Annotated in this window: 30 protein-coding genes; 2 read left to right on the top strand and 28 right to left on the bottom strand. The window is 44.0% G+C overall.

Features of this window, described 5'->3' with window-relative positions; all coding sequences use genetic code 11:
* Positions 1 to 36: 36 nt before the first annotated feature.
* The 25 genes from M3629_RS01010 to M3629_RS00890 form a co-directional block, all read right to left on the bottom strand.
* Positions 37 to 639 carry an HD domain-containing protein gene (locus M3629_RS01010; protein ID WP_251502517.1) on the bottom strand — a complete coding sequence of 201 codons (603 nt, stop codon included), beginning with the start codon at positions 637 to 639 and terminating at the stop codon, positions 37 to 39.
* Positions 640 to 653: 14 nt separating this feature from the next.
* A complete protein-coding gene (locus M3629_RS01005) occupies positions 654 to 1,535 on the bottom strand; it encodes a GNAT family N-acetyltransferase (protein ID WP_251502516.1) in 882 nt (293 codons plus the stop codon).
* Positions 1,536 to 1,564: 29 nt separating this feature from the next.
* Complete coding sequence (locus tag M3629_RS01000) at positions 1,565 to 1,837, bottom strand: hypothetical protein (RefSeq protein WP_090922053.1); 273 nt, start codon at positions 1,835 to 1,837, stop codon at positions 1,565 to 1,567.
* A 15-nt stretch (positions 1,838 to 1,852) separates the two neighbouring features.
* Positions 1,853 to 2,617: an aminoglycoside adenylyltransferase domain-containing protein gene (locus tag M3629_RS00995; protein WP_251502515.1), complete on the bottom strand. Its 765-nt coding sequence runs from the start codon at positions 2,615 to 2,617 to the stop codon at positions 1,853 to 1,855.
* A 28-nt stretch (positions 2,618 to 2,645) separates the two neighbouring features.
* The gene (locus M3629_RS00990; protein ID WP_251502514.1) at positions 2,646 to 3,539 is read right to left on the bottom strand and encodes a PhzF family phenazine biosynthesis isomerase; all 894 of its coding nucleotides are present in this window, start codon (positions 3,537 to 3,539) and stop codon (positions 2,646 to 2,648) included.
* Positions 3,540 to 4,202 (bottom strand): Type 1 glutamine amidotransferase-like domain-containing protein, encoded by a 663-nt coding sequence (locus M3629_RS00985; RefSeq protein ID WP_251502513.1) that lies wholly within the window; start codon positions 4,200 to 4,202, stop codon positions 3,540 to 3,542. It abuts the gene before it with no gap.
* 50 nt (positions 4,203 to 4,252) lie between these two features.
* Positions 4,253 to 4,804 (bottom strand): GNAT family N-acetyltransferase, encoded by a 552-nt coding sequence (locus M3629_RS00980; RefSeq protein WP_251502512.1) that lies wholly within the window; start codon positions 4,802 to 4,804, stop codon positions 4,253 to 4,255.
* 134 nt (positions 4,805 to 4,938) lie between these two features.
* Positions 4,939 to 5,511: a histidine phosphatase family protein gene (locus M3629_RS00975; protein WP_251502511.1), complete on the bottom strand. Its 573-nt coding sequence runs from the start codon at positions 5,509 to 5,511 to the stop codon at positions 4,939 to 4,941.
* Between the two features lie 149 nt (positions 5,512 to 5,660).
* Positions 5,661 to 5,912: a DUF7660 family protein gene (locus M3629_RS00970; RefSeq protein ID WP_251502510.1), complete on the bottom strand. Its 252-nt coding sequence runs from the start codon at positions 5,910 to 5,912 to the stop codon at positions 5,661 to 5,663.
* Between the two features lie 32 nt (positions 5,913 to 5,944).
* Positions 5,945 to 6,457 carry a hypothetical protein gene (locus M3629_RS00965; RefSeq protein ID WP_251502509.1) on the bottom strand — a complete coding sequence of 171 codons (513 nt, stop codon included), beginning with the start codon at positions 6,455 to 6,457 and terminating at the stop codon, positions 5,945 to 5,947.
* Between the two features lie 358 nt (positions 6,458 to 6,815).
* Positions 6,816 to 7,169 (bottom strand): immunity protein Imm33 domain-containing protein, encoded by a 354-nt coding sequence (locus M3629_RS00960; RefSeq protein ID WP_435368161.1) that lies wholly within the window; start codon positions 7,167 to 7,169, stop codon positions 6,816 to 6,818.
* 18 nt (positions 7,170 to 7,187) lie between these two features.
* Entirely contained in the window at positions 7,188 to 7,586 is a 399-nt protein-coding gene (locus tag M3629_RS00955; protein WP_251502508.1) for a hypothetical protein, read from the bottom strand.
* 15 nt (positions 7,587 to 7,601) lie between these two features.
* Positions 7,602 to 8,012: a hypothetical protein gene (locus M3629_RS00950; protein ID WP_251502507.1), complete on the bottom strand. Its 411-nt coding sequence runs from the start codon at positions 8,010 to 8,012 to the stop codon at positions 7,602 to 7,604.
* Positions 8,009 to 8,446 carry a LytTR family DNA-binding domain-containing protein gene (locus M3629_RS00945; protein WP_251504391.1) on the bottom strand — a complete coding sequence of 146 codons (438 nt, stop codon included), beginning with the start codon at positions 8,444 to 8,446 and terminating at the stop codon, positions 8,009 to 8,011. The genes M3629_RS00950 and M3629_RS00945 overlap by 4 nt, the downstream gene beginning before the upstream one ends.
* Positions 8,447 to 8,608: 162 nt before the next feature.
* Positions 8,609 to 9,061: a hypothetical protein gene (locus M3629_RS00940; RefSeq protein ID WP_090922025.1), complete on the bottom strand. Its 453-nt coding sequence runs from the start codon at positions 9,059 to 9,061 to the stop codon at positions 8,609 to 8,611.
* A gap of 178 nt (positions 9,062 to 9,239) precedes the next feature.
* A complete protein-coding gene (locus tag M3629_RS00935) occupies positions 9,240 to 9,863 on the bottom strand; it encodes a hypothetical protein (protein ID WP_251502506.1) in 624 nt (207 codons plus the stop codon).
* Between the two features lie 67 nt (positions 9,864 to 9,930).
* A complete protein-coding gene (locus tag M3629_RS00930; RefSeq protein ID WP_251502505.1) occupies positions 9,931 to 10,167 on the bottom strand; it encodes a hypothetical protein in 237 nt (78 codons plus the stop codon).
* Positions 10,168 to 10,235: 68 nt separating this feature from the next.
* Positions 10,236 to 10,724 (bottom strand): cysteine hydrolase family protein, encoded by a 489-nt coding sequence (locus M3629_RS00925; protein ID WP_251502504.1) that lies wholly within the window; start codon positions 10,722 to 10,724, stop codon positions 10,236 to 10,238.
* 59 nt (positions 10,725 to 10,783) lie between these two features.
* Complete coding sequence (locus M3629_RS00920; protein ID WP_154958341.1) at positions 10,784 to 11,497, bottom strand: AAA family ATPase; 714 nt, start codon at positions 11,495 to 11,497, stop codon at positions 10,784 to 10,786.
* Positions 11,498 to 11,704: 207 nt separating this feature from the next.
* On the bottom strand, positions 11,705 to 12,718 hold the full coding sequence (locus M3629_RS00915) for a bifunctional glycosyltransferase family 2/GtrA family protein (protein ID WP_251502503.1): 1,014 nt from the start codon (positions 12,716 to 12,718) through the stop codon (positions 11,705 to 11,707).
* 1 nt (position 12,719) lies between these two features.
* The gene (locus M3629_RS00910; RefSeq protein WP_251502502.1) at positions 12,720 to 13,745 is read right to left on the bottom strand and encodes a phosphodiester glycosidase family protein; all 1,026 of its coding nucleotides are present in this window, start codon (positions 13,743 to 13,745) and stop codon (positions 12,720 to 12,722) included.
* A 175-nt stretch (positions 13,746 to 13,920) separates the two neighbouring features.
* A complete protein-coding gene (locus tag M3629_RS00905) occupies positions 13,921 to 14,871 on the bottom strand; it encodes a radical SAM protein (protein WP_251502501.1) in 951 nt (316 codons plus the stop codon).
* Between the two features lie 138 nt (positions 14,872 to 15,009).
* Positions 15,010 to 15,669 (bottom strand): pyridoxine/pyridoxamine 5'-phosphate oxidase, encoded by a 660-nt coding sequence (locus tag M3629_RS00900; protein WP_251502500.1) that lies wholly within the window; start codon positions 15,667 to 15,669, stop codon positions 15,010 to 15,012.
* Between the two features lie 45 nt (positions 15,670 to 15,714).
* A complete protein-coding gene (locus M3629_RS00895) occupies positions 15,715 to 16,332 on the bottom strand; it encodes a histidine phosphatase family protein (protein ID WP_251502499.1) in 618 nt (205 codons plus the stop codon).
* Positions 16,333 to 16,364: 32 nt separating this feature from the next.
* Positions 16,365 to 16,886, bottom strand: a complete 522-nt coding sequence (locus M3629_RS00890) for a DUF2569 domain-containing protein (protein ID WP_251502498.1) — start codon at positions 16,884 to 16,886, stop codon at positions 16,365 to 16,367.
* Positions 16,887 to 17,189: 303 nt separating this feature from the next.
* Between M3629_RS00890 and M3629_RS00885 the strand changes: the two genes are divergently transcribed.
* Positions 17,190 to 18,134 (top strand): hypothetical protein, encoded by a 945-nt coding sequence (locus tag M3629_RS00885; protein WP_251502497.1) that lies wholly within the window; start codon positions 17,190 to 17,192, stop codon positions 18,132 to 18,134.
* 60 nt (positions 18,135 to 18,194) lie between these two features.
* Here the strand turns inward: M3629_RS00885 and M3629_RS00880 are convergent, their stop codons facing one another.
* On the bottom strand, positions 18,195 to 18,488 hold the full coding sequence (locus M3629_RS00880) for an RNA polymerase alpha subunit C-terminal domain-containing protein (protein WP_251502496.1): 294 nt from the start codon (positions 18,486 to 18,488) through the stop codon (positions 18,195 to 18,197).
* Positions 18,489 to 18,572: 84 nt separating this feature from the next.
* Between M3629_RS00880 and M3629_RS00875 the strand changes: the two genes are divergently transcribed.
* Complete coding sequence (locus M3629_RS00875; RefSeq protein WP_251502495.1) at positions 18,573 to 19,400, top strand: DUF2785 domain-containing protein; 828 nt, start codon at positions 18,573 to 18,575, stop codon at positions 19,398 to 19,400.
* Here M3629_RS00875 and M3629_RS00870 read toward each other — a convergent pair.
* Together M3629_RS00870 and M3629_RS00865 are read right to left on the bottom strand one after the other, a co-directional pair.
* A complete protein-coding gene (locus M3629_RS00870) occupies positions 19,388 to 20,002 on the bottom strand; it encodes a DUF4304 domain-containing protein (protein WP_251502494.1) in 615 nt (204 codons plus the stop codon). The two genes, M3629_RS00875 and M3629_RS00870, sit on opposite strands and share 13 nt — an antisense overlap.
* A gap of 15 nt (positions 20,003 to 20,017) precedes the next feature.
* Positions 20,018 to 20,524 carry a DUF4275 family protein gene (locus M3629_RS00865; protein WP_251502493.1) on the bottom strand — a complete coding sequence of 169 codons (507 nt, stop codon included), beginning with the start codon at positions 20,522 to 20,524 and terminating at the stop codon, positions 20,018 to 20,020.
* Positions 20,525 to 20,557: the final 33 nt, after the last annotated feature.

Genomic DNA, 20,557 nt, shown 5'->3' with positions numbered 1-20,557 from the left:
CTGAGTCCAAATGTAGTTAAGACAGCCCCCGTTTACTTAGGAACCGGATTGTTTCAATATCCCCTGATCTACCGAATCTTGTACGATTTGTTGTGCATACTTCCACAGCGTTGCTGACCCATTTGCAATTTCGGCATTACGATTTAATACCTGATCACTCGTAATGTTATATTTCTGCCATGTATCACCTTCATTCTGATGATTATGAATGATCGGCTGCAACCGATCCATGGAAGAAGCAAACCTGGCCTCCGGTGTCTCTTTGGTCTCGAACTCCATCCACAGACTTAACAGTTCTTCGGCTTGGTCTTCTGGCAACATACCAAATAATCGGTTTGCGGCTTTAAGCTCTCGTTCATGTTTATCTGTGTTTCCTTGGGTGTCATACGCAAAGGTATCACCGGCATCAATTTCAACAAGGTCATGAACAAGTAACATCTTGATTACTTTAAGCATGTCGATTTCCTTGTTAGCATGACCATGCAATATGAATGCCATCATGGCTAGATGCCAAGAATGTTCTGCATCATTCTCGAGCCGTTCGCCATGGATAATTCTTGTTCTTCGTTCAATCGTTTTCAGCTTGTCTATTTCAATCAGAAACTGGACCTGTGACTCTAGTGTCTCATCCACGCTCATACCCCCTTCAATTACTAACGCATACACTCTGAAATGCTGTACCAATAGACCTGATAGTTAAAATCCAGAGATAAACCTGCACCTTGTGCTAAACGGATCGAACCTATGTTATCCGGAGAGCAATCCCAATAGGGACGGATGCCTCTATCGTTACATTCGTTCATATACGCTTGAGCAGCCAAGGCAGCATAATTTCGCTTACGATGACCTTCCAATGTTTCAATATCAATGGCATGTGTGTTTCCATCGACAAAAGCAGAAATACATATGCACACAATCTCTTCCTCGCGAGTAACAACATAGCCAACACCATGTTTTAGAAAAGCATCTACGTTTGTCCAGAAATGCTTGATCTTATATGTGACAAAAGAAAGATTATTCAACCTATCGTCTTTCAAAAGTACTTCGTCTATTATAATAACCTGTGTTCCCTCGACTGGTTGTATAAGCATTCTAGAGGAAGATGAGCGCTTGGCACTCTTTATTTTCTCTGTTCGCTCTATTCTTTCATCCGTTGAGTTTAGCAGATACACATGCTGTGTATCATCGTTCAGTTCACTCGGGCCAGCCATATGCTCAAGTACCGCTTCCCACCGACTATCTTCTACGCCAATCTCTACGTCAGAAATTTGTAATGATGCTAACGTGGGATAAATCTGTGTCTCCATGTACTCTCGGAGTTCACTTCGGAACACTTCATTCTGAAAATCAGCAATTAGCTGATAACCGGATTGCCCCTGAACCCATACAAGCGCCGCTTGAGGATTGAGGGTATCGTCGACATAGACCCGTCCCGGGTTCATGCCTGATGCCACTGCTTTGACCTCCATATTGCGACAGGCATTGGTTAGATGTTTTATTTTGTGAAATTCAGAAGCCTCCAGCTCAGTAATCATGTACTCAATCCTTTCTTCACCTCACCGCTCTACTTTCTGCCTTGCTCGACTTTCATTTTCAGGATTTTCCACGTCCAGGCACCATACCAGATGCCGGCGGCAGGAAACAGAACAAGTGCAGTCAGTAAGTTTACATAAAACTCACCATTCAAGGTTAAACTTTGTCCGCTCCATGACGTCATCACCAAGGTATACAAAAAAGCAAGTGGCAGACCCCAGCCCAAAACGCCGCGCACCAGGATATGATGCCTTTTTCCTTGCTGTAATTGTTTCTCCCATTTGATCCGTTGTGATTCTTTCATATATCATGTTCTCCTTTAAGCCTGCATAGCTTCTTGAATTTGTTTGAGCATATATTCCGCATAATCTCTTAAACGTGTATGTTCCACATTGACCGATTCACGTTCCCCGTTGTACTTAGCCAAACATTGGGAGATAAGTTCCTGATGTTCAGGCAATGCTTCTGCCACCGCACGCTCTCCAGCCTCTCGCTTGGAGTAAATCACTGATTCCTGAATATACAACAGCACGCGTGACAAAGTTAAAACATAATAGACCGAATTGTCTACGATTTCTTCCAAGGCTGAACTTGCATCAGATGCAATGGATTGGATGACATGCTCGCGGTTCGCCGGCTGGAACAGTTCCTTGATCGGCTTGCCATACAGCACAATACCTCGATCATAGATCACCGCCATATGTGCAACCACATCCGGGTCTTCATGACCACCGCAGAGATAATCAGGATCATTTCTGTACTTCTCCCGGTGATATGCAGAATAATGAAACTCAAAAGGTGTAGGGTATTGACAACGTGTTACAGCTGACTCTAGTACAATACTAATCTCAAACCCTTTCGGAATATGCATCTCATCTTCTATACGTATCAGTCGGTCGGCGATTCTGCGGTAACTCTCAGAGGACCTTTTCTCTCTACATACAACTAAAATATCGATATCACTCTGCAGCGGATGGAAACATCCCATCGCCATGGAGCCATGTAAATACACGCCTCTTAACGCGTCGGTTAACTCTTCTTTCAATATATCGATCAGCCTGCTCATTACGGCCTTTTCGTCCATAGTGACTCTCTCTCCTTCTGTCATCACTTCAACTGTCTATCTCCACATTCATCTCCCGAACATAAACAGCCGTGCCTCTGATTCGGACATCCATTCCCTCTTGCTCCCGACGTACACTCACCTGAACCTTGCCATCTCTGCCAATCTCATGCCCTTGCTCTACTGTAAAATCAACCTCGTGAATCTCTGGATTCACATACGTTAAAACATAGGCTCCCATAACGCCTGAAGCGGTGCCCGTAACCGGGTCTTCCGTTGTACCTGAGTATGGCGAAGAAAAATGCCTTGCATGCATGAGAGCATCATCATCGCGTGTTTCGAAGCAGAAGGGATGTAAGGATGACTTGGGATTTTCAGATAAAATGTCCGGGAACTGAGAAGAATCCGGTTTCATTTTAACAAATGCCTCTAAACGACGAATCGGAATTAATAATGTCCATGTACCTGTACTCCCGTAAACGATGGGCATGGTCATGTCCAGATCATCCGTTGTCAGATGAATTGCTTTAGCCAGTTTCTCAACATCGCCTTGAAAGCGAACAAAACGTGGCTGATCCTGCTTCATCTCCATCAACCAGGTGTCAACTTGTTGTTCAAACTGAATTGGTAATATACCTACGTTCGTTTCAATCGTAATGGCGTCTTTACCCTCTAATAAACGACCTGTCTTAAGTCCATACATCGCCGCCATCGTCGCATGACCACACAGATTAATCTCGTGACCCGGAGTGAAATAACGCAATCGAACGTCGGCTGTTTCAGAATTCATTACAAATACCGTCTCATTAAAACCGATAGCATGAGCAATCTGTTGCATTGTAACTTCACTCAGATGATCTGCATCAAACACAACGCCCGCCGGGTTGCCCTTGCCTGGAAGGCTTGAAAAAGCTTCATAGTGGTACACTTGGATAGCACGCATCTACTCTTCATCCTCTCTGTACAAAGCAGGAGTTGCCCCGCCGTATAATTCAACTGATTCATTTTCAACAACAACAGCCCCGCCATCCGGGCACGCATATACTTTGGTTTGATGGTTTTGAGCGTATTCTCTGAATGATTTCATCATCTCTTCGGAACGATCCCAATGGGGTGCAAACTCGAAATCTACAAGAGCAAGGGCCTGTAAATCGGTCAAACCGATATGATTCTCGTCTGCATCCTCACCGTATCCAGCTATTTGAATCGTAGGTGTCATCACGATACTGCCCGCGCTAACCCCAATCAAAATACCACCGTCACTTATGTAAGAACGTAGCTGTTCAAACATATTTCGTTGCTGTAGCAAACTTAGAAAATAAAACGTATTTCCACCAGATAAATGAACTGCATCACATTCGAAAAGAGAGTCCAGCATGCTTTCCTCATATTCGGTATCCAGATCATAATACTGCACATCTTCCATCCCAAACTGGCGATAAAAACGCCGAGTGTGCTCGACATAAATCCGCTGTGGGTCGGAACAGGAAGGGATGTAACCGATTGAAGGCTTTTTGTGCTGAAACAAGCTTCGAATTCTCTCATTCAGTTCATCATGGGGTTCAAAATACAGATCGCTAAGCAAAACCAGTTTACGCTGTGCCATTAGATTAACCCCTCATCTTGTATTAGGACGTGTCTTAGATTACTGCTGTCTTAGTCCATTCCATGCTTCTTAAACTCGCTGTCCAAAATGGAGAAAAAACACTGGTCCGTCCATGTATTCCGCCACCATAACTCTTCCTTGAAAGTGGCTTCTCTTGTCATGCCTACATGCTGCATTAAAGCCGCTGATTTTACATTCTCGGCATTACACATGCCTACGACTTTGTGTGCTTGTAACTCGTTAAATGCAAATTGCAGTAATAACCGGGTCGCCTCGCTTCCGTACCCCTGTCCTGCATATTCAGGCAGCACTGCGAAACCAATCTCCCAGCTTTTGCGAAAATCAACGTAACTCCACATCTGAACGATGCCCACTGGTGTATCACTGGCATCATTCAAGCGACGGATAACAAAATCATACGCATACGGTGTCTCGCCCTCAACGGGGAAGTGACTCCGGTACTTCTCCTTCGCGTCCTCTTCCTTCGTTTCCACACTCTCCTCATAATTCCACAAGCTTGCATCACATTCCAGTTTGCATATAAAGTCCATATCCTGCTCGTTTAAGCTAGTGATCCGAATCTGTTGTCCGACGATTTCCATACTAGTATTTATATCCCCTCTCTAAAAATCACGATATATACGTACATGATCAGAAGATATGAATAACATTACAGCTTAGGCGTTTGTGTCTTTATCGGTTGAAACAGCATCATCAACCATTTCTCCTTCTCAAGCTAAACATCACGAACAGTGTAGTACCCTGCCTCTCCAAGAAAATCATCTCTGGTTAGATCATGCTCACCTAACATCATTCTGTAATTCGTGATCGTACCGTCGTGTGACACGATGAATGTATGCCCCGTCTGTTTTCTGCACCAAACCAAGAGTTGCTCTGCTAATCTCGTAAACCGCTGTATGCTCATCTGATTTATACTTTCTTCCCAGGCTTCCAAACCTACATCTATGTATTGCTTATCTGGATATAGTGCGCTGAGTTCTGCCCTTGAATATATCTGGTCGCAGCCTAATGGAGCAAACTTCGGATCTTGAGGATACATTCTAGGGCCAACTAGAGGACTCATTAAAGCACCATTATGCTCATTCGTCATTAATAGTTCTACCGTTTCAAGAGTACGTTTAGTAGGACTTATCACAATAGTATCGTGCGGCATTATCTTGATGTTTTTACGTAAGGCAACGATTTGTTTTTTTCCCTGTTCAGTCAACCCCGGGTGTAATCGGTTAAGCTCCTTCGGATAATTTAACAAATGCTCCGCGTGACCATGACGAATAAATGTAATATCCACTCGCTATCCCTCTATCTCTGAATAAAGTGTCTAGTGCTGCTTGCATCACGAAGATTAACGAGTTCTTTTCGCAAAAAGTCGGCATCCATCATCAAGCCGCCCATCCTTCAACAAACCCATTTTGAAATCCGCTTACAAACACGGAACTATTACTCATAAATTTTGCCCATGTACATGATCTGAGCACAACGCTTCCAAGGGTTATCAGGCTTCTCATAATGCGTTAATCCGTTAACGGATTTTTGCCCCCAATCTGCCGCAGCTTCCAAAAATGATTCGATCAAATCATTTTGCCATTCATCGGCACAGGTCTGTCGATCCTTACTTAAAGCACTTAGGAAAGCAATAAAAGTAGCTTCGTCCTGCACCTCATTCACAAGTTCAAATAATGTCTTCTGCACCCCGTTCTGAACCTTCTTTCATGTTGTACTTGCTAATCGATGTCCGCAATGATCCATTTCGCAGCATCACCATCTGCTTTCCATTTCCAAAACACCATGGTGGAGCTGGACTCGATGTCGTCTTCGTCCACTTCCGTAATCATTACAACACCTTGATAGAGCTTTTTTTGTTCCGTAATCGTAATGTCACCCATGGAAGTGATTTTACGAAAAGTATAATTCGGCATGCCGGAGATCGGAGATTCCGGCGCAAAGAGGCTCATATATCCCTTTTCATCCTGTTCATATAAGTAGCGCATATGCGTATTCATTAGTTTGACAATTTCCAGCTCATCACCAGAATACTTGCTCTCATCCACATATTCGGGCGGGGCAACTTCATCTTGTAGCGTAGAGACTGCTGATTCATCTTCATCCACGGTTAATTCGTCATTCGTACTTACCGAGACCTCTGGTTGCTGTGTATCCTCAGGCTTTGTTTTACTCTGACAAGCCGTTACAAGCAACAACATAACACTGAGGATCAAGGCATACTTTCGGATCATTCCACTTCACTCCCAGTTCGTTTTCAACCCATGACTTCCTGTAGATGTAAAAATTTTCTCCCAGGTACATCATAACCCATAATGTGGGATTTGCGAACGAAATAAGTCAATTTCAAGACCATATCCTTCCATCATAAAAAAACACGCTGCCTGCATGGATGGATATCCATGCTATATGCAAGCGTGCTAGCTCCATTATTTTATTTACAAACCTATTCAATATCCCTGTACCTCTAACTTGAAGTTCCTTCCCCTCCTCATCTTTCAAAAGATATCGCTGTTCCTATGCTGTATTACCATCTTTGCTGGCCTCATTTCGTAAATCCTCACATCGTGTTAAAACTCAAATACCTTTTTCTTATCTATTAAGCAACCCTTCATCAAACCATACATCCTCATAATCCTCGGCAATCAAGAACCTCCACCCCGGAGCAAGTCCGAGATATTGACTAATCTTCGCATCCCATTCATCAATATGAGCAACATGTAGCGGTACAAAGAAATCATCAGCTGCCGAATATTCCTCGGCCCAAATGTACCAGCCCGTCGTATCGCCTTCTGGTTGAATTCGCATCCCATGGATAGGCTCGCGTTTCTCCTTTACGTTCCAGGCAATCCCTACCTTCAGGTGGGGTTCACTCGGAACATAGTCTGCATGGTATTTCTCACACAGTTGCTTCTGTACGTGTGTAGCACTCTCCTGCTTCACCATATCCCTCCATCCTTGGCATCAGATGCCGTAATAGGTTTTGTATCCTGATAACCATTCGTCTTTGGAAAAATCAACAAAGTCGTACGGCTCGCACTTCTTGAGATAAAGCACCTGATCATGTGCTTGTTCGCCGCCCTTTTTTTCCAGATACACGATGGTTTCTTCAAAGCCCGCACCGCAAAGCAGCTGCACATCAATGTAACTGCCTGCGTCCTGATTTTTTCGTTTGGCTTGCCAGATCAGCTCTGTGTCCTCTACGCTACCGATAGCAAACAACATGATGCACAGCAGTTTCAATACCTCATGATCCTCTGCTTCCCGGCTTTCCATCTTTTGTTGCACCAACTTACGAATCGATTCCCGATGTTTCTTGTCAGGCTCCAGTCCGTACAATTGCAACAATTCATCTTCATTCATATCTGTTCACCTGACTTACCTCAGAATGTCGTTTAATTCTTCCGCTTTTTTCCTGCTATCCATTCTAGCATAAAAATAAAACGCAATAACATGCAACACGATTGATAGAAGCCACATTCCCGGGAACCAAGGCGCAATTAGCTCAAACATCTCTCTGGAAAACAACCAAATGATGCCCATGCCTCCGGCAATGTTACATGTAGAAGAAATAACGATGTTCCATATCGGCTTCAACGTAAGATGATTCCACAGTGCGCTGTACATCATTCCAAACAATAAAGCCGCAATAAGGGAAATGCCTGCAATATTCCACAAATACACCATTTGAATGGGCTGATCGCGGTAGAACAGCGTCAGCAGCAGAATGACCCAAAGTGTCGTGACCGTAAATACCTGAAAAAATGATTGTTTAAGCTGATTGATCATGATAGTTTCCTCCTAAAGTGTTGAATATAAAACCGACTGACGGAGTAGCTGGAGCCATCGGTCAGATTAACCTGAATTCTGGCATGTTCGGCAGCCGAAAAGCAGCTAATATGTGTGGCGTTAATTATCGTCTGATTGTTGATTCGTACGAATGAAGTCTCTTGAAAATCTTTTTCCACATATTTCAGACGTTGGTTAAGCAAATATCTCTCTCCTGTGACGACACGCACCCCGCACATGCGATCTTCCGATTCAATGGCAATGACGCTGCTAAGTCTAATCCTCACCTGACGATTGTTTTTCGCCTGGATCACGATCAGTTCCGTCTCGGATTGACCAATCGCTTCCCGAATACGATCCCACTTTGACTTCTCTGCAGGATGAGTTACTATTTTGGCCTCGTTAGGCTGCATCTCCTGATTTTCCTCAAACATAACTTTCACGCGTTGCCCTCCTCTCACCACTCATATTACATATCTGAAAAGACACTTCCCACTACTTTGCGTTTTGTTGCATGAACCCGTAGTTGTGTTGCATTAAAAACAAAAAAACTACTCTCCAGAGTAGTTTCATGCACCTTTTTACTCGTTTTCACACTATTGGAGTTGAACAACTCGGCCAATTCGCTCATAAGCATCCATAGGGAACTCATAACTCCATCGAGTCTTATATTCCTCTAGACCCAAGTCCTTCAACTTACTGAATTCACGGTAAAATAATTTCGTTAGCTTAACTAGAGTTAATTCCTCTGACATCAGCAAATTCCCATCTGTGACCACATGTGAGCTAAAATTGTCATGCATCTCGTACACCATAAACTGAACCCGTGCCTGAGCGATTTTCTTGATTTTAAAGCGGCATTCCCCTGGCTCCGTCTGCATCACCATGACAACTTCTTCAGCACCTCTATGTAAGGCAATGAGTTGACTAGCCATATCCCCCAAGGCATCCGACAACCAGGAAACTGGAATTTCGATGATTTCCTGTAATTGAGATTCAATCTCTATATCCAGCCATCCATGTGGTTCGAGCTTCATCTTAATGTCCATCTATGTTGCCTCCCTACCTCATGCTGTAGTGCAAAATATGCTGAATACCAGGCAATGCCGTAAAGTGAACTTGTTCATTTTTAGAGTAAACCGGGGAAAATCCGGTGATGAAGGCGACCCCTTCGCTTTTTCAGTTTTTTTCTGTCCTCTCCGTTAAAGCGTAAATGAATAGTTCAACTTATAGATGTTCGTAGACATGCCATTCCTTGAATCTTGTTTTCAAATTCAAGGCGTTCTTCTGGATAAAAGTCGATATGCTGTCCATCGTCAACACATGGAAATCATCCGCAGGCTCGTTCTCCTTGTTCATAAGGAAATCCAACTTTTCTCCCTTGTACTCGTACACCTCATGTGCTGACAGACCGCCAAACTCATATGCTTTTGCTGTCATCAACTGATCTAACCATCCGTAAGCACCGACGTATTCACGCAGGATTCTAAACTCCAGCTTTTTCACATCATGGGTGTACACACTTCGTCCATTCGGGTCAGCTTCGTAAGGTGGATAAATCTGATATGTCCAGTCTCGATCAGTGTATATATGGGCGATGTAACCGCATAGGTATTGCGCAAATTGGTGGTCTTGCTGCATCCGTTGTCTGTTCGATTCAATAACATGCTGAAAACCAGTATCTGTAGGAAATTCATGCTCTACAGCCATGAGGTGCGTTTTTGCCTTTTCACTACGTATGTTCGTTCTCACATGAATGGAATCCGGTGCTAGGCTTCCCAGTAAGAATGATGGAGATGGATGCAGTACGATTTCAGATGCAACTGCAAAATGAACCATTGGCCAAGGCAAGCAAAGCCCTCCTTTTATCCAGAGATGTTATGATTTAAATGACGAAGCAGCGTAGCTTCCCCCTCTTTCAAAGTTCTGTCCTCTTGACGTCTTTGTCTTTCCGCGCAAAAAAAGAAGCAACAAGTGCAACGGAGCTTACAAGCGGTAACCATGTCATCCAGCCCATAAGGATTAGTATAGGTGCCAGCATCAGAATGACACCGAAAAACACCATCAGACGCAGCTTTTTCTTAATGCCTTTGACCGTCCAGATCAGCCCCGTGCAAGAAAGTACGATTAATAAAGTAATGTAGTATCCATCCATCCTGCTTTTCCCCCTTCGAGAATAAAATCAGCATTTTGATGAACAGTAACCTCCGTTTATGACATCCGCTATCCAATCAAGTAATCAACCACCGGGTACGAGATTACGTTGCGATCCCTGTAGGCTGAAGCTACGGCATCTGAATATGTGCTAAGAACACCGTTCTGGAGCATCACGGGTCTGAATCCGCGCTCCATGGCACCATTGTATGTGAACAGGACACACTCTTCTGCGGCAAAACCGGATACGATGAGTAGTTCAACGCCTAAATCTTTGAGCGTCTGCTCCAAATTGGTTTGCCAGAATGCATTGGAACTCTCTTTGGTGATCGTAATATCTTCCCCATCCACATCAATCTCTGAAATGACCTGATATTGCTCGGGTTCTGCTCCCTCCATGCCTTCCACATCTTGAATATGCACGACCACATGGTCATTGGAGCGAAGTACGTTCGCGACATGATTGATATATTCGCAGGCATGGTCTATGGCCTTCTGATCCATCTTTTGACGCACAATGCTCTCTTGCATATCCACAATTAACAATCCTGTTTTCATCCGATCTCTCCTTCTAATATCCAATCGTTTAATTCGTATTTCTGCTTGTCGTTATCCAGTTAATCATCCCTAAACAATTCATGCAGCATTCGATCCCGATTCTCCAGAAAGCTGCGAGTAATCTGATAATGATCTGTATCCTCATACCTAATCTCGTGAATATGTCCGTCGTCAAAACTTAGAATATTGGCCCCCGGATACCCGAGCAGAATGGGCGAATGTGTCGCAATGATAAATTGCGAAGTACTCGACAAGTCATGAATAATTCGTAGCAACGAGAGCTGCCGCGCTGGAGACAAAGCGGCCTCTGGCTCGTCAAGCAGATAAATCCCCTTTGAACTGAAACGGTTGATGAACAAGCTAAGAAAAGACTCGCCATGGGATTGCTTATGTAATGAACGTCCCCCATAATATCGAAGCGATTCCGGCATCTCATCGACATGGGATGCAAATTGATAGAACGATTCCGATCGCAAGAAGAAACCGTTTGCCATTTTAGGCAACCAGGCCAGTCTTAGATAGTCTCCTAGTGAGGACTCAGATGCATGTGTTTCAAACACATTATTCCGCCCGCCTCCGGCGGTATTAAATTCACATTGATGCGCGATGCCTTCCAGCAATGTTGATTTTCCAGATCCATTTTCACCAACAAAAAACGTAACGTTATTGCTAAACTCCAGTCGTCCCATGGAATGAATCGAGGGGATACTGAAGGGATATTCCCCAGGTTGCTCAATCTTGTCTGACATTAATTCAACACTTCGAAGATACATGATCTACCTCCTGCCATAGGTTCATTCACGTTAACTCCTATGTCCATCGTACCCTATAATCCAATATTTTGGAAACCGCTTTAATTGAAAAAGAGCGAGCCCGTTGGCTCACTCTTTATGATCCTTTTCCATGTTGCTGAACACGCTTGTCATTGAGCAAGCTGCCACAATTGAGAACTAAAACGGATACGCGCGTCCTTAGGCTAATTAAAATACAAATCTTCGCTGTGCCCAGTAACTGAACGCAAAAATTGAGATTTCCGTCAGAATTTTAGCTGCCAGTAGCGGAATGATCAGTTGTTCATTATACAAATATAACAAACCGTAGTTTAGTAATAGCACAAGCACCACAAGCGAGAAATATTTCGGTAACGACTGCTGAATCTTGGAACTCCGACCTGCGGAGAAAACATATTTGCGGTTCAAAGTGTAATTGAACATGGAACTGCAAAGCCTTGCGGCAACCACCGACAGAAACAGATTATGTGTGAAATACTGTATGATAAATAATAATCCAAAATCAATCAGAGCAGATAAGACAGAAGATGTACTGAACATCAGAATGGGCATGTAGATGCGAAACGAGTCTGCCAAAGGACGGAAATGGGAGGATTCATTGTGGTCCAGATAGACCGTATCAATAAATTCTTCTGTAATTTCATAACCTTCCTTATGTGCGGTTAGCAGCATGTTCATCTCATACTCAAACCGTTCTCCGGGAATTTGGCACAGCCAGTCCAGCATCGCATATGGAAAACCACGAAGTCCCGTCTGTGTATCATTCACCTTAGTGCCTGTTGTCAGCGCAAACACAGTACGGGTAACACGGTTACCGAAACGACTACGGACAGGCACCTTACCTGTAAAGCGACGACTTCCTAATACAATGCCAGGACTTGTCTGCGCAAGCAGTGTCTCAAAGATACTCCGAATATCATGAGGCAGATGCTGTCCGTCACTATCTGCGCATACGACTCCGCCTTGCGGTCCATGCTCTCTTATATATTGGAAGCCTGTCTTCAGCGCCCGGCCTTTGCCCCGATTGACCTCATGTGTCAGCACTGTACAACCGTACGCCTCAGCTGTCTCGAAAATTCCACGGTATTCAGCCCCGCTACCATCGTCCACGATCACAATAGGCCCAAGCTTAAATGTCTGTAACTGCATAACCAGATTCAACAAACGAACGTCAGGTTCATAGGATGGAATAAGGATCGTCATATTATTGTGCCTCCGTCAGATACAGAATGTCACTTACGCCACGTTCCTGGTTACGTCCCAAAGGATTGTTGACTACCCTGCCCATAAAATACATGGTGGAAGAACCACCGCCGTCCAGGTTATATGCATCGGTTGCGCCCAGGTCTTTCATCGTCTGGGCAAGTTCAGCCAGCGTCATGCCCCGGCTGTCATCCTGTCTTCCATCAACCACAACGAACACATAGTGGTTTGGAGCGATCATACCGATAGCTGTTCGTGGATTCGCATCCTGAATGGAGCGATTGCCAAAGTTATTGTCGATTTTCACACGACTGAAATCACTAGTAATTTCACCGTTCTGCACCAGAATCGGCCCAAAGGATAATGTATTGGTTACCCCTTCTGCCAGCAGTTCAGCAGAGGAAATATCATTTTCGTCATACGTTTTGATCGTCCCGTCATTGAACAGCGCTAACGCATCCCTTGTCGGGCTGTCCCGATATAACACGCCATTACGGATAATGACACCATCATCACGAAATCCGTAGTAGTCACCGTTTATCGCAAAAATCGCGTTGTTTGTTTTCGCAATCTCCGATGTGTCCTCTGTGATATTGGTGCCAAAGCTATTGTCCGCCAGCGCAGTTCGCAAACTGCTCGCGTCCTTCGCCTGTACATCAGCCACATAATACGTAATCTGATCCGAGCCGGAGCCTATCTGCACCTTCTGAATCTGTATTTTTAGATCATCACTGCTGTAACTCCAGTCATCTGACGTTGCATGTACACCCGTTGCACTCGTTGTAGTAGAAGTTGTACTCGCTGTTCCCTCAGATCCAGCATTCGCCGTTGTAGGAGTAGCTACCGTGTTATCATCAGCCACAACCACCTGTACATGCCGAATCAAATATCGGTCAGCCAGGCTGTACAGAATGCTACCTATAACAATGACAGCCACAAGGGTAAAGGTAAGCCACCTGCGTTTTTTTCGGGAAACAGGAATGCTATGTTGGTCTTTCCGATTGTTTTTTTCAAAGAGTTTGATCATGTATCATTCACCTCTCCAGATTCATTTACGTTTTAATGCCATATTAGGACCGGTAACTTAAATGAATCTGAAATGAAAGAGGTAAGATGGCTATGAGTTTATCTTTAAAATACAAAAAGATCTTCCGTTTCCGTTAAAGGGATTCAGAAGACCTCAAAGTTGAAGTTGGATTTATCTATGCAAACAACGCATCGTAAGCCGGACAAGGCCGGTTTTTCAGAAAATCTGTTAGCGCAACAGGCTGCTGCTTATAGATATCTTTTAGCGACGTGCCACTATAAATGTTACCAATCACCACCGGATGACACAGCTCACAGATCAGAATGTCCCCGTTTCCATGCAAGTGTAATTGTTTCGTACCATCCACACAGTTCGAGAAATATACACCTGGCTGTTCACGCAGATTCAATTGTTCGGCAAACCGATCCATACATGTAAAATAGAGCGTTGTATCCGGCTTTTTATGTTCGATTAACGCCGTGACCGATTGAACCAGTGACTCTTTGGAGACAATCTGACTCCAGTCGGTGTGTGGCATCTTGATGCTATTCTGAATCTCATGAATACGCACACCCAAGTCATAAACTTTATCGCTAATCGCCAGCATCTGGTCCTGATTGCCTTCAAACAGCAACGTTTCAAGCACCGTCTCCAGACCCAGCTCTGTGCACAGACGGATATTTTGTACCAATCTCTCATACATGCATGGATTCACACGATAGTAGACAGCATACGACTCCGCATCGGTATAGTTAAAAGAAATATGGATATTGGACAAGCCGGCATCCCGTAACGCCAGGATTCTTTCCTCTGTCAACAGACTGGCATTGGTGTTCAGTTGTGTATCAATGCCATGTGCTGCACAGTACGATACGATGTCCAGACAATCCTGGTATTTCAGCGTCACCTCGCCGCCGGACAGGCGCACCCGCTTGAGATGCGGAAGTTCACGAATAATGCGAATGACCTCTGCACTACTAATGCACTCCCCATCATCTCGATTGTAGGCGCAACAGTAGTCGCATTTATAATTGCAATTCGAAGTCACCCCAACCTCCAGCCCTTCCAGCTCATAGAAGCCGGGAGTCTCCAGTTCAAGTGCTTTGTATTTATTTCTAATCGTCATACGCCCTCCCCCTAATTAACTTTCAGCTAGTTAACACCACAATAACCTGAAAATTATAGCGAAAGATATTTCAAGGGCGCTATGACATTATGTACGTTCCGGTGGTAAAAGCCGTGAAAAATCCAGAAAGTCTTAAATTCAAGGCCATAATCTGTTCTTATGCCACTGTTCGTCTTGCCATGTATACTGAACACGAATATGTTTCCGATCTGTATCTCCCTGCCAAAACTCCACTTCTTGTGCATGCACAGCATATAAACGCCAATGAGACGCAACGAAATCAGGGTCCTCCTGAAGGCGCTTCTTCTGAACTTCAATGGAACGATTCAGCGTGTCCTCCTCAACCAACTGCTGACTCTGACGCTCCGTCATGGCTACCACTCTCGCTCCAAATTTGCGTTTACGGAAGTCACTGGCTCCTGCTTCGTCTCCCTCATCCTGTGCAATCCCCCGGATCCGAATCTGTCTGCCTAATGCAGGCCAGTACAAGGTAAGCGCCACCTTAGGGTTATGGTGCAACTGCTGGCCTTTTCGACTGTTTGAGCTGGAGGCAAAATAGAACGTGTCCTCGATGATATTTTTTAAAATTAACACTCTCGCATCTGGATAACCCTGTTGATCTAGTGTTGAAAGGGTCATAGCATGAGGTTCCTTTACGTTGTTTTCTATCGCCAGCCTCAGCCACTCCAAAAATAACTTTCCCGGCTGTTCAGGCAAATGTTCTAAATTCCAAAGTGGAAATGGTCCGGATAAAGATTTTAATTGATGCAGCAGTTCTTCCGCTTGGTTACTCATCATTCCCTACCTCCTTCTTATCATTGGGTACCTTAAAGTTGAGTTCATTTACGATCTTAAATGAGGAATCCTGTTCGCGTCCAACATGCTCCAGCCTTTCTCCATGTTCTGAACCGTGTGAATACTCGTGTTGTCGATGGGATAAAAACTGGACGTATTGCTCCATTCCCTGTTAGCGAGCAGATAATAAAGGATATTAATCACCCCACCGTGGGTCACCAGTAAAACATTCGATTGGATTCGCTTCTCTTCGAGTTGAACACAAAGATTCTCGAATGCATTTTGTATTCTTGTATAAAAATGGGTCGGACTTTCTCCGCCCGGAAAAGCAGTGTCCATCTTGAGCGTATTAAAATAAATCCCGGGGTACTTTTCCTCCGCTTCCGCATGGAGCATACCCGCTATGTCACCATTGTTCATCTCACGCCAATCAGGTGTGTGTATACCTCGAATGCCCAATGACTCTTCAATGGCTTGGCTTGTTTGCACCGCACGGGGTAGATCGCTGCTTATCACTGTATGAATATCATATTGCTCTTTATATTCAAACAGATACGATCCTAAAGCTCTGGACTGAATAACACCCGCTTCCATGAGTCCCCTTTGGCTCCAGCCGCCGCGATAACCTTCTTCATCTGCACCATGTCGAACAAGGAAAATCTTCATAGCGTTCTTGTCACCTCTCACTGTCTCATCATTTAACGAACAAATGTGTTCTTTACACGTTCAGATTTCCTAAAATACGGAATCCAGATCGCACAAGCAATGGCTGATCTTGCAATGTCCCGAATCGAGCTTCCGTCTTCTAACTCCCTTGCCATCGGAATCTGATAAAGTATCAGATAATCCACCATGCCAACTACCAGGCTAAGACTATAAAAAATAATCATCAGGCGTGGAAGAATCGCTTTTTTACGATAAAAAGCAACGATGACATACACCGTGAATAATAGAAACAATATGTTGTAAATCGCCTCAAAAATAATTATCGGAGCCCAAAGTGGGTGATAATAACCTGAATCTTTCGAAGTTAGAATCTCCCATGTCTCTGTGTTTAAAATGGGTAAAACAGACTGGCTAATCTGAGCAAGGAGCATCACTAATGTGAACCACAACCCAATCTGGATTAGGATCAGCCAGCCTCCGAGCCCAGACACACCAAGTGGGCGGTATTCCATCATTGATTCTTGAAATGGTTCTTGTCGAGGTTCTTGTTGCACTTCTAACACGTCCTTCTCTCATGCTGTTTTAACTGCCGCTATTCAATTCCATATGTATAAATACTCTATACGTTTCTTTCCTATTCTTACTTGAAAGCTATTTAGTCACTCCCATAAAAATTTACACAGCTTTCTTATTGTACTACAGTGAAGAAATGAGGCATACTCATTTTTTCCACCTCCTATTATCAGGTTCGTTATACTTACACCATGTTCCGTCCCGTCCGCTCATGTCATAATTCAACGTAACAACAGCAGCCTACGATGCTGCTTACGATTACTTATAATAAGGAGGATTTCGCCATGCCTGATCCAAAATTAACGTTACTGCCTTTTGCAGATATCTCCGTTTATACCGAAGGTTTCGATATCCTCTCCGTACAGTGGGGACACAATAGCCTTGCATATATACTACTTATCAATCAAGTCCCTGAACGAAAAAAAGGTATGTTCGTGCAAACGAAACTAAAGGAGCCATACACGTACAAAGTGCTGATTGTATCGGATCAATATGTCCAGGAAGTTGTCATCGGGGGACAACAATTTCACTATCATTATGTACAGCCTTTACAAGAACATCTTCTGCTCGTTGGTGCGCGCTGCACCTATTATGGAAACGATCAATTTGATCTGAACGCCAAAGTATGTGATATGGAAGGCACGACGATTCGAGAATTTTTGCTCGGGGATGGGATTCAGAGTGTACAGGTGACGAAGCATGGAACGATCTGGACGAGTTACTTCGATGAAGGTATCTTTGGTAACTATGGCTGGGATCAGCCCGTTGGGGCGAGTGGATTGCTCGCTTGGGATGCATACGGGAATGTGCTCTATAAAAATAACAGTGCAGACATTGCAGATTGTTATGCACTCAATGTGGTGAACGAGGAAGAAGTCTGGTTCTATTATTATAGTGACTTTTCACTTGGCTGTATTTCGGGAGGATTCAAACCGGAGTCTACTCAAGTGAACTTCCTGAATCCGAATATATCAGGTTCCTCCGGTTTCTGTACGGATGGATATCACTTCCTGTTTGATGCCGGGTACGGGAAACATGGAACATTTATTTTCAAGAAAATGCAGAAGTCTGGCAGCCTCACCAGAGGAACGAAGTTCCAATTGCTGAACGAGAAAAAACGCCCCTTCCAACAGGCGCGACAGGATTTTCGTCAGGATCGCCTGCTACTGAGTGAGGGTGACTTGCTGTATCAAGTCACGATGGAAGAACTGTTATCTGTTATAGAGTAGCTTCCAAAGGAGCTGAGGAATGAGGAAACGATCAAAAAAGCTTGAAATCAAAGATTAAAGTCATACCTTAAAGGACAATCCCTCTTCCTCCAGCGATTTACGCAGTATAGGCATGGACGATGGCCCTATACCGTGCAGTTTCAGAATTTCTTTTTCCGTATATTCAGCAAGTTTTGGTAATGTCGTAATATCTTCTGCTTCCAGTGCGCGTCTTACCGGAGCAGACAGTAGACTCATAAATCCCTCTTTCGGTTTACGTTCCGCCTCACATTTGGGACAAGTCGAACAATCACTCTTTTTAAAAAATGTATGTCCCTTCTCGCATGTTCGCCGTGTTCCTTTATTGATTGTCATTTGGGCTTTCCTCCTTAGAGATTGTATAATACGTTTGATAATAAGTTTACTAGAATGAAATTTAAATTGCAGGAGTGTGTTTAAATGAATTTAAAAGAAAAACTGATGTACATACGAGAAAATCAATATCAAGCACAGTCAGACGCCTTCGTCCTGATCCAAGAAATGTTACATAACATCGGTACGGTGGACGCACAATTGCGTGATGAGTTGATCTATACCACCCTATCTCACTGGATTCCTGGCCTTTCTCTGACTACATCCGAATTAGAACACATTTTAACCACCGTTTTAGATCGTGACCATCTGCTTTATGGACTGGGGGAAACCCATTCCGACTCCGTATTCACACGTTCCTTTTCCATGCTGGTTATCCCTCTTCTTTTCATGAGACACGCATTATCGCCCTTCCTGTCAAGTGAGCGTATTCATCAGATTAAGGACGTGGTCTATCACAATGTACGAGAAGAAAAGGATTACCGTGGATATGATGAAACTAAGGGTTGGGCTCACGCTGTAGCTCATGCTGCTGATGTGTTGGAAGATTTGGCTCAATATAATGAATTAGATGAGGCTGATTTATCAACGATGCTGGATCTGGTGTACGAGAAAATGACGATCAGTGACCGGGTCTATTCTGATGGCGAAGACGAACGAATGATAACACCAGTCATGTGTATTCTGGATAGAAACATCCTTAGTCAGGCGTCCATTCAACAATGGATTCAACGTTTTGGCACGGTGGAGAATGAATCCGAATTTTTGCCTGCCTTTAGGCAAAAAAACAACATTAAAAACTTTCTCAAAAGTCTTTATTTTAGAATCAAATTTCATGGAGTGTATGATGCTGACTTATGTCCAACGATTGAACAAACGTTATATAAAGTAGAACCGGTCTACTATACATCCTGAAGGATGAACTGCATTCCGAACTCTGCAAAAATGGCCGCATACTTTTTCTGAAAGATCGCCCAGCGATTTTCGGCTCCGTATTTGGCCTGCAACTGCTGTAGATATTTCTGAGCAGTCGTCGTATCCCCATTTTGCAGCAGGAAATGAAAGGTTTCTTCGCTTAAATGCAGTGCGGTCTTCGCCATATAATATTCCACAATCTCTCTTGCGCTGGTTATGTTCTTCATGTATTCAACGGCGTCTTCCAGGTCGGACAGTAGTTCTTTTGAAAAGGTGATCGGGTCGGTGTCAGGTGTCAACGAGTAGCGGTCTGGGGCAGATGGGACAATCTCTTCAATCCTGCAGGTCAGATGAGCCTGCTCCCCCATCGTTTTACCTCCTGATGTCATAGACTGCAACTCCGCCAACTCCTTGGAATGAATCATGCAGTTAATATAGAAGCGAACGTGGTTGGCTGTGTTGCCTTGGGACTTCTGAATGTTGAATCCGTAAATAAGATCGCCTTCGACTCTTCGAAAATTCAGAGCTTTTTTGGCATAACCATGACGGGCAAACAAAGGTTTCACTTCATTTTTGATCACCTCTTTAAACAGCTCCTGCAAAAGAACTTCCTCCCTCTATGCCTCGATTTTGTAAAAATACGGCCCGCACATCGATTCATGCGTATGTACATACGTCCATGTAAACGCCTTGTCGAAGATATAGATATCCTGCTGTTCATCAAAATCAGCTGCGACTACAGCACTTGCGCTCTCATAGATCTGGACAAACGGCGTATGTTGATACATCACATATAAGTCGGTCTTCTCTTCGGCATCGAAGGCTGCTCGTGCTGCTTCCCCTTCCAAACACTCCTGCTGTTTGTAACTGAACATATGCCATTTGTACTGGCTGTAGTAGATCGTTTCTTTTAAAATATCATCCAGATTATGGGCAAACACCTCATCCCAGCGCTGAATAATTTCCTCCGATTCCTCGCACAACTCGGTCACTTGTACTCCCTTGTCCGCGATCATTTTCTCATACATATATTTGCGGTACACCATTTCAACTCGTGAGTATGCCACGTTAAGTTCACTTTCCGGCAACACATCCAGCATCCGATTAATCTCTTCCCGAATCATGGGTGAACCTCCTTTATGTAGATACTTTCAAAA

Origin of the sequence: Paenibacillus polysaccharolyticus (genome assembly GCF_023714295.1) — a bacterium.
Classification (GTDB): Bacteria; Bacillota; Bacilli; order Paenibacillales; family Paenibacillaceae; genus Paenibacillus; species Paenibacillus polysaccharolyticus_A.
This window is presented reverse-complemented; position numbering and strand designations above follow the sequence as displayed.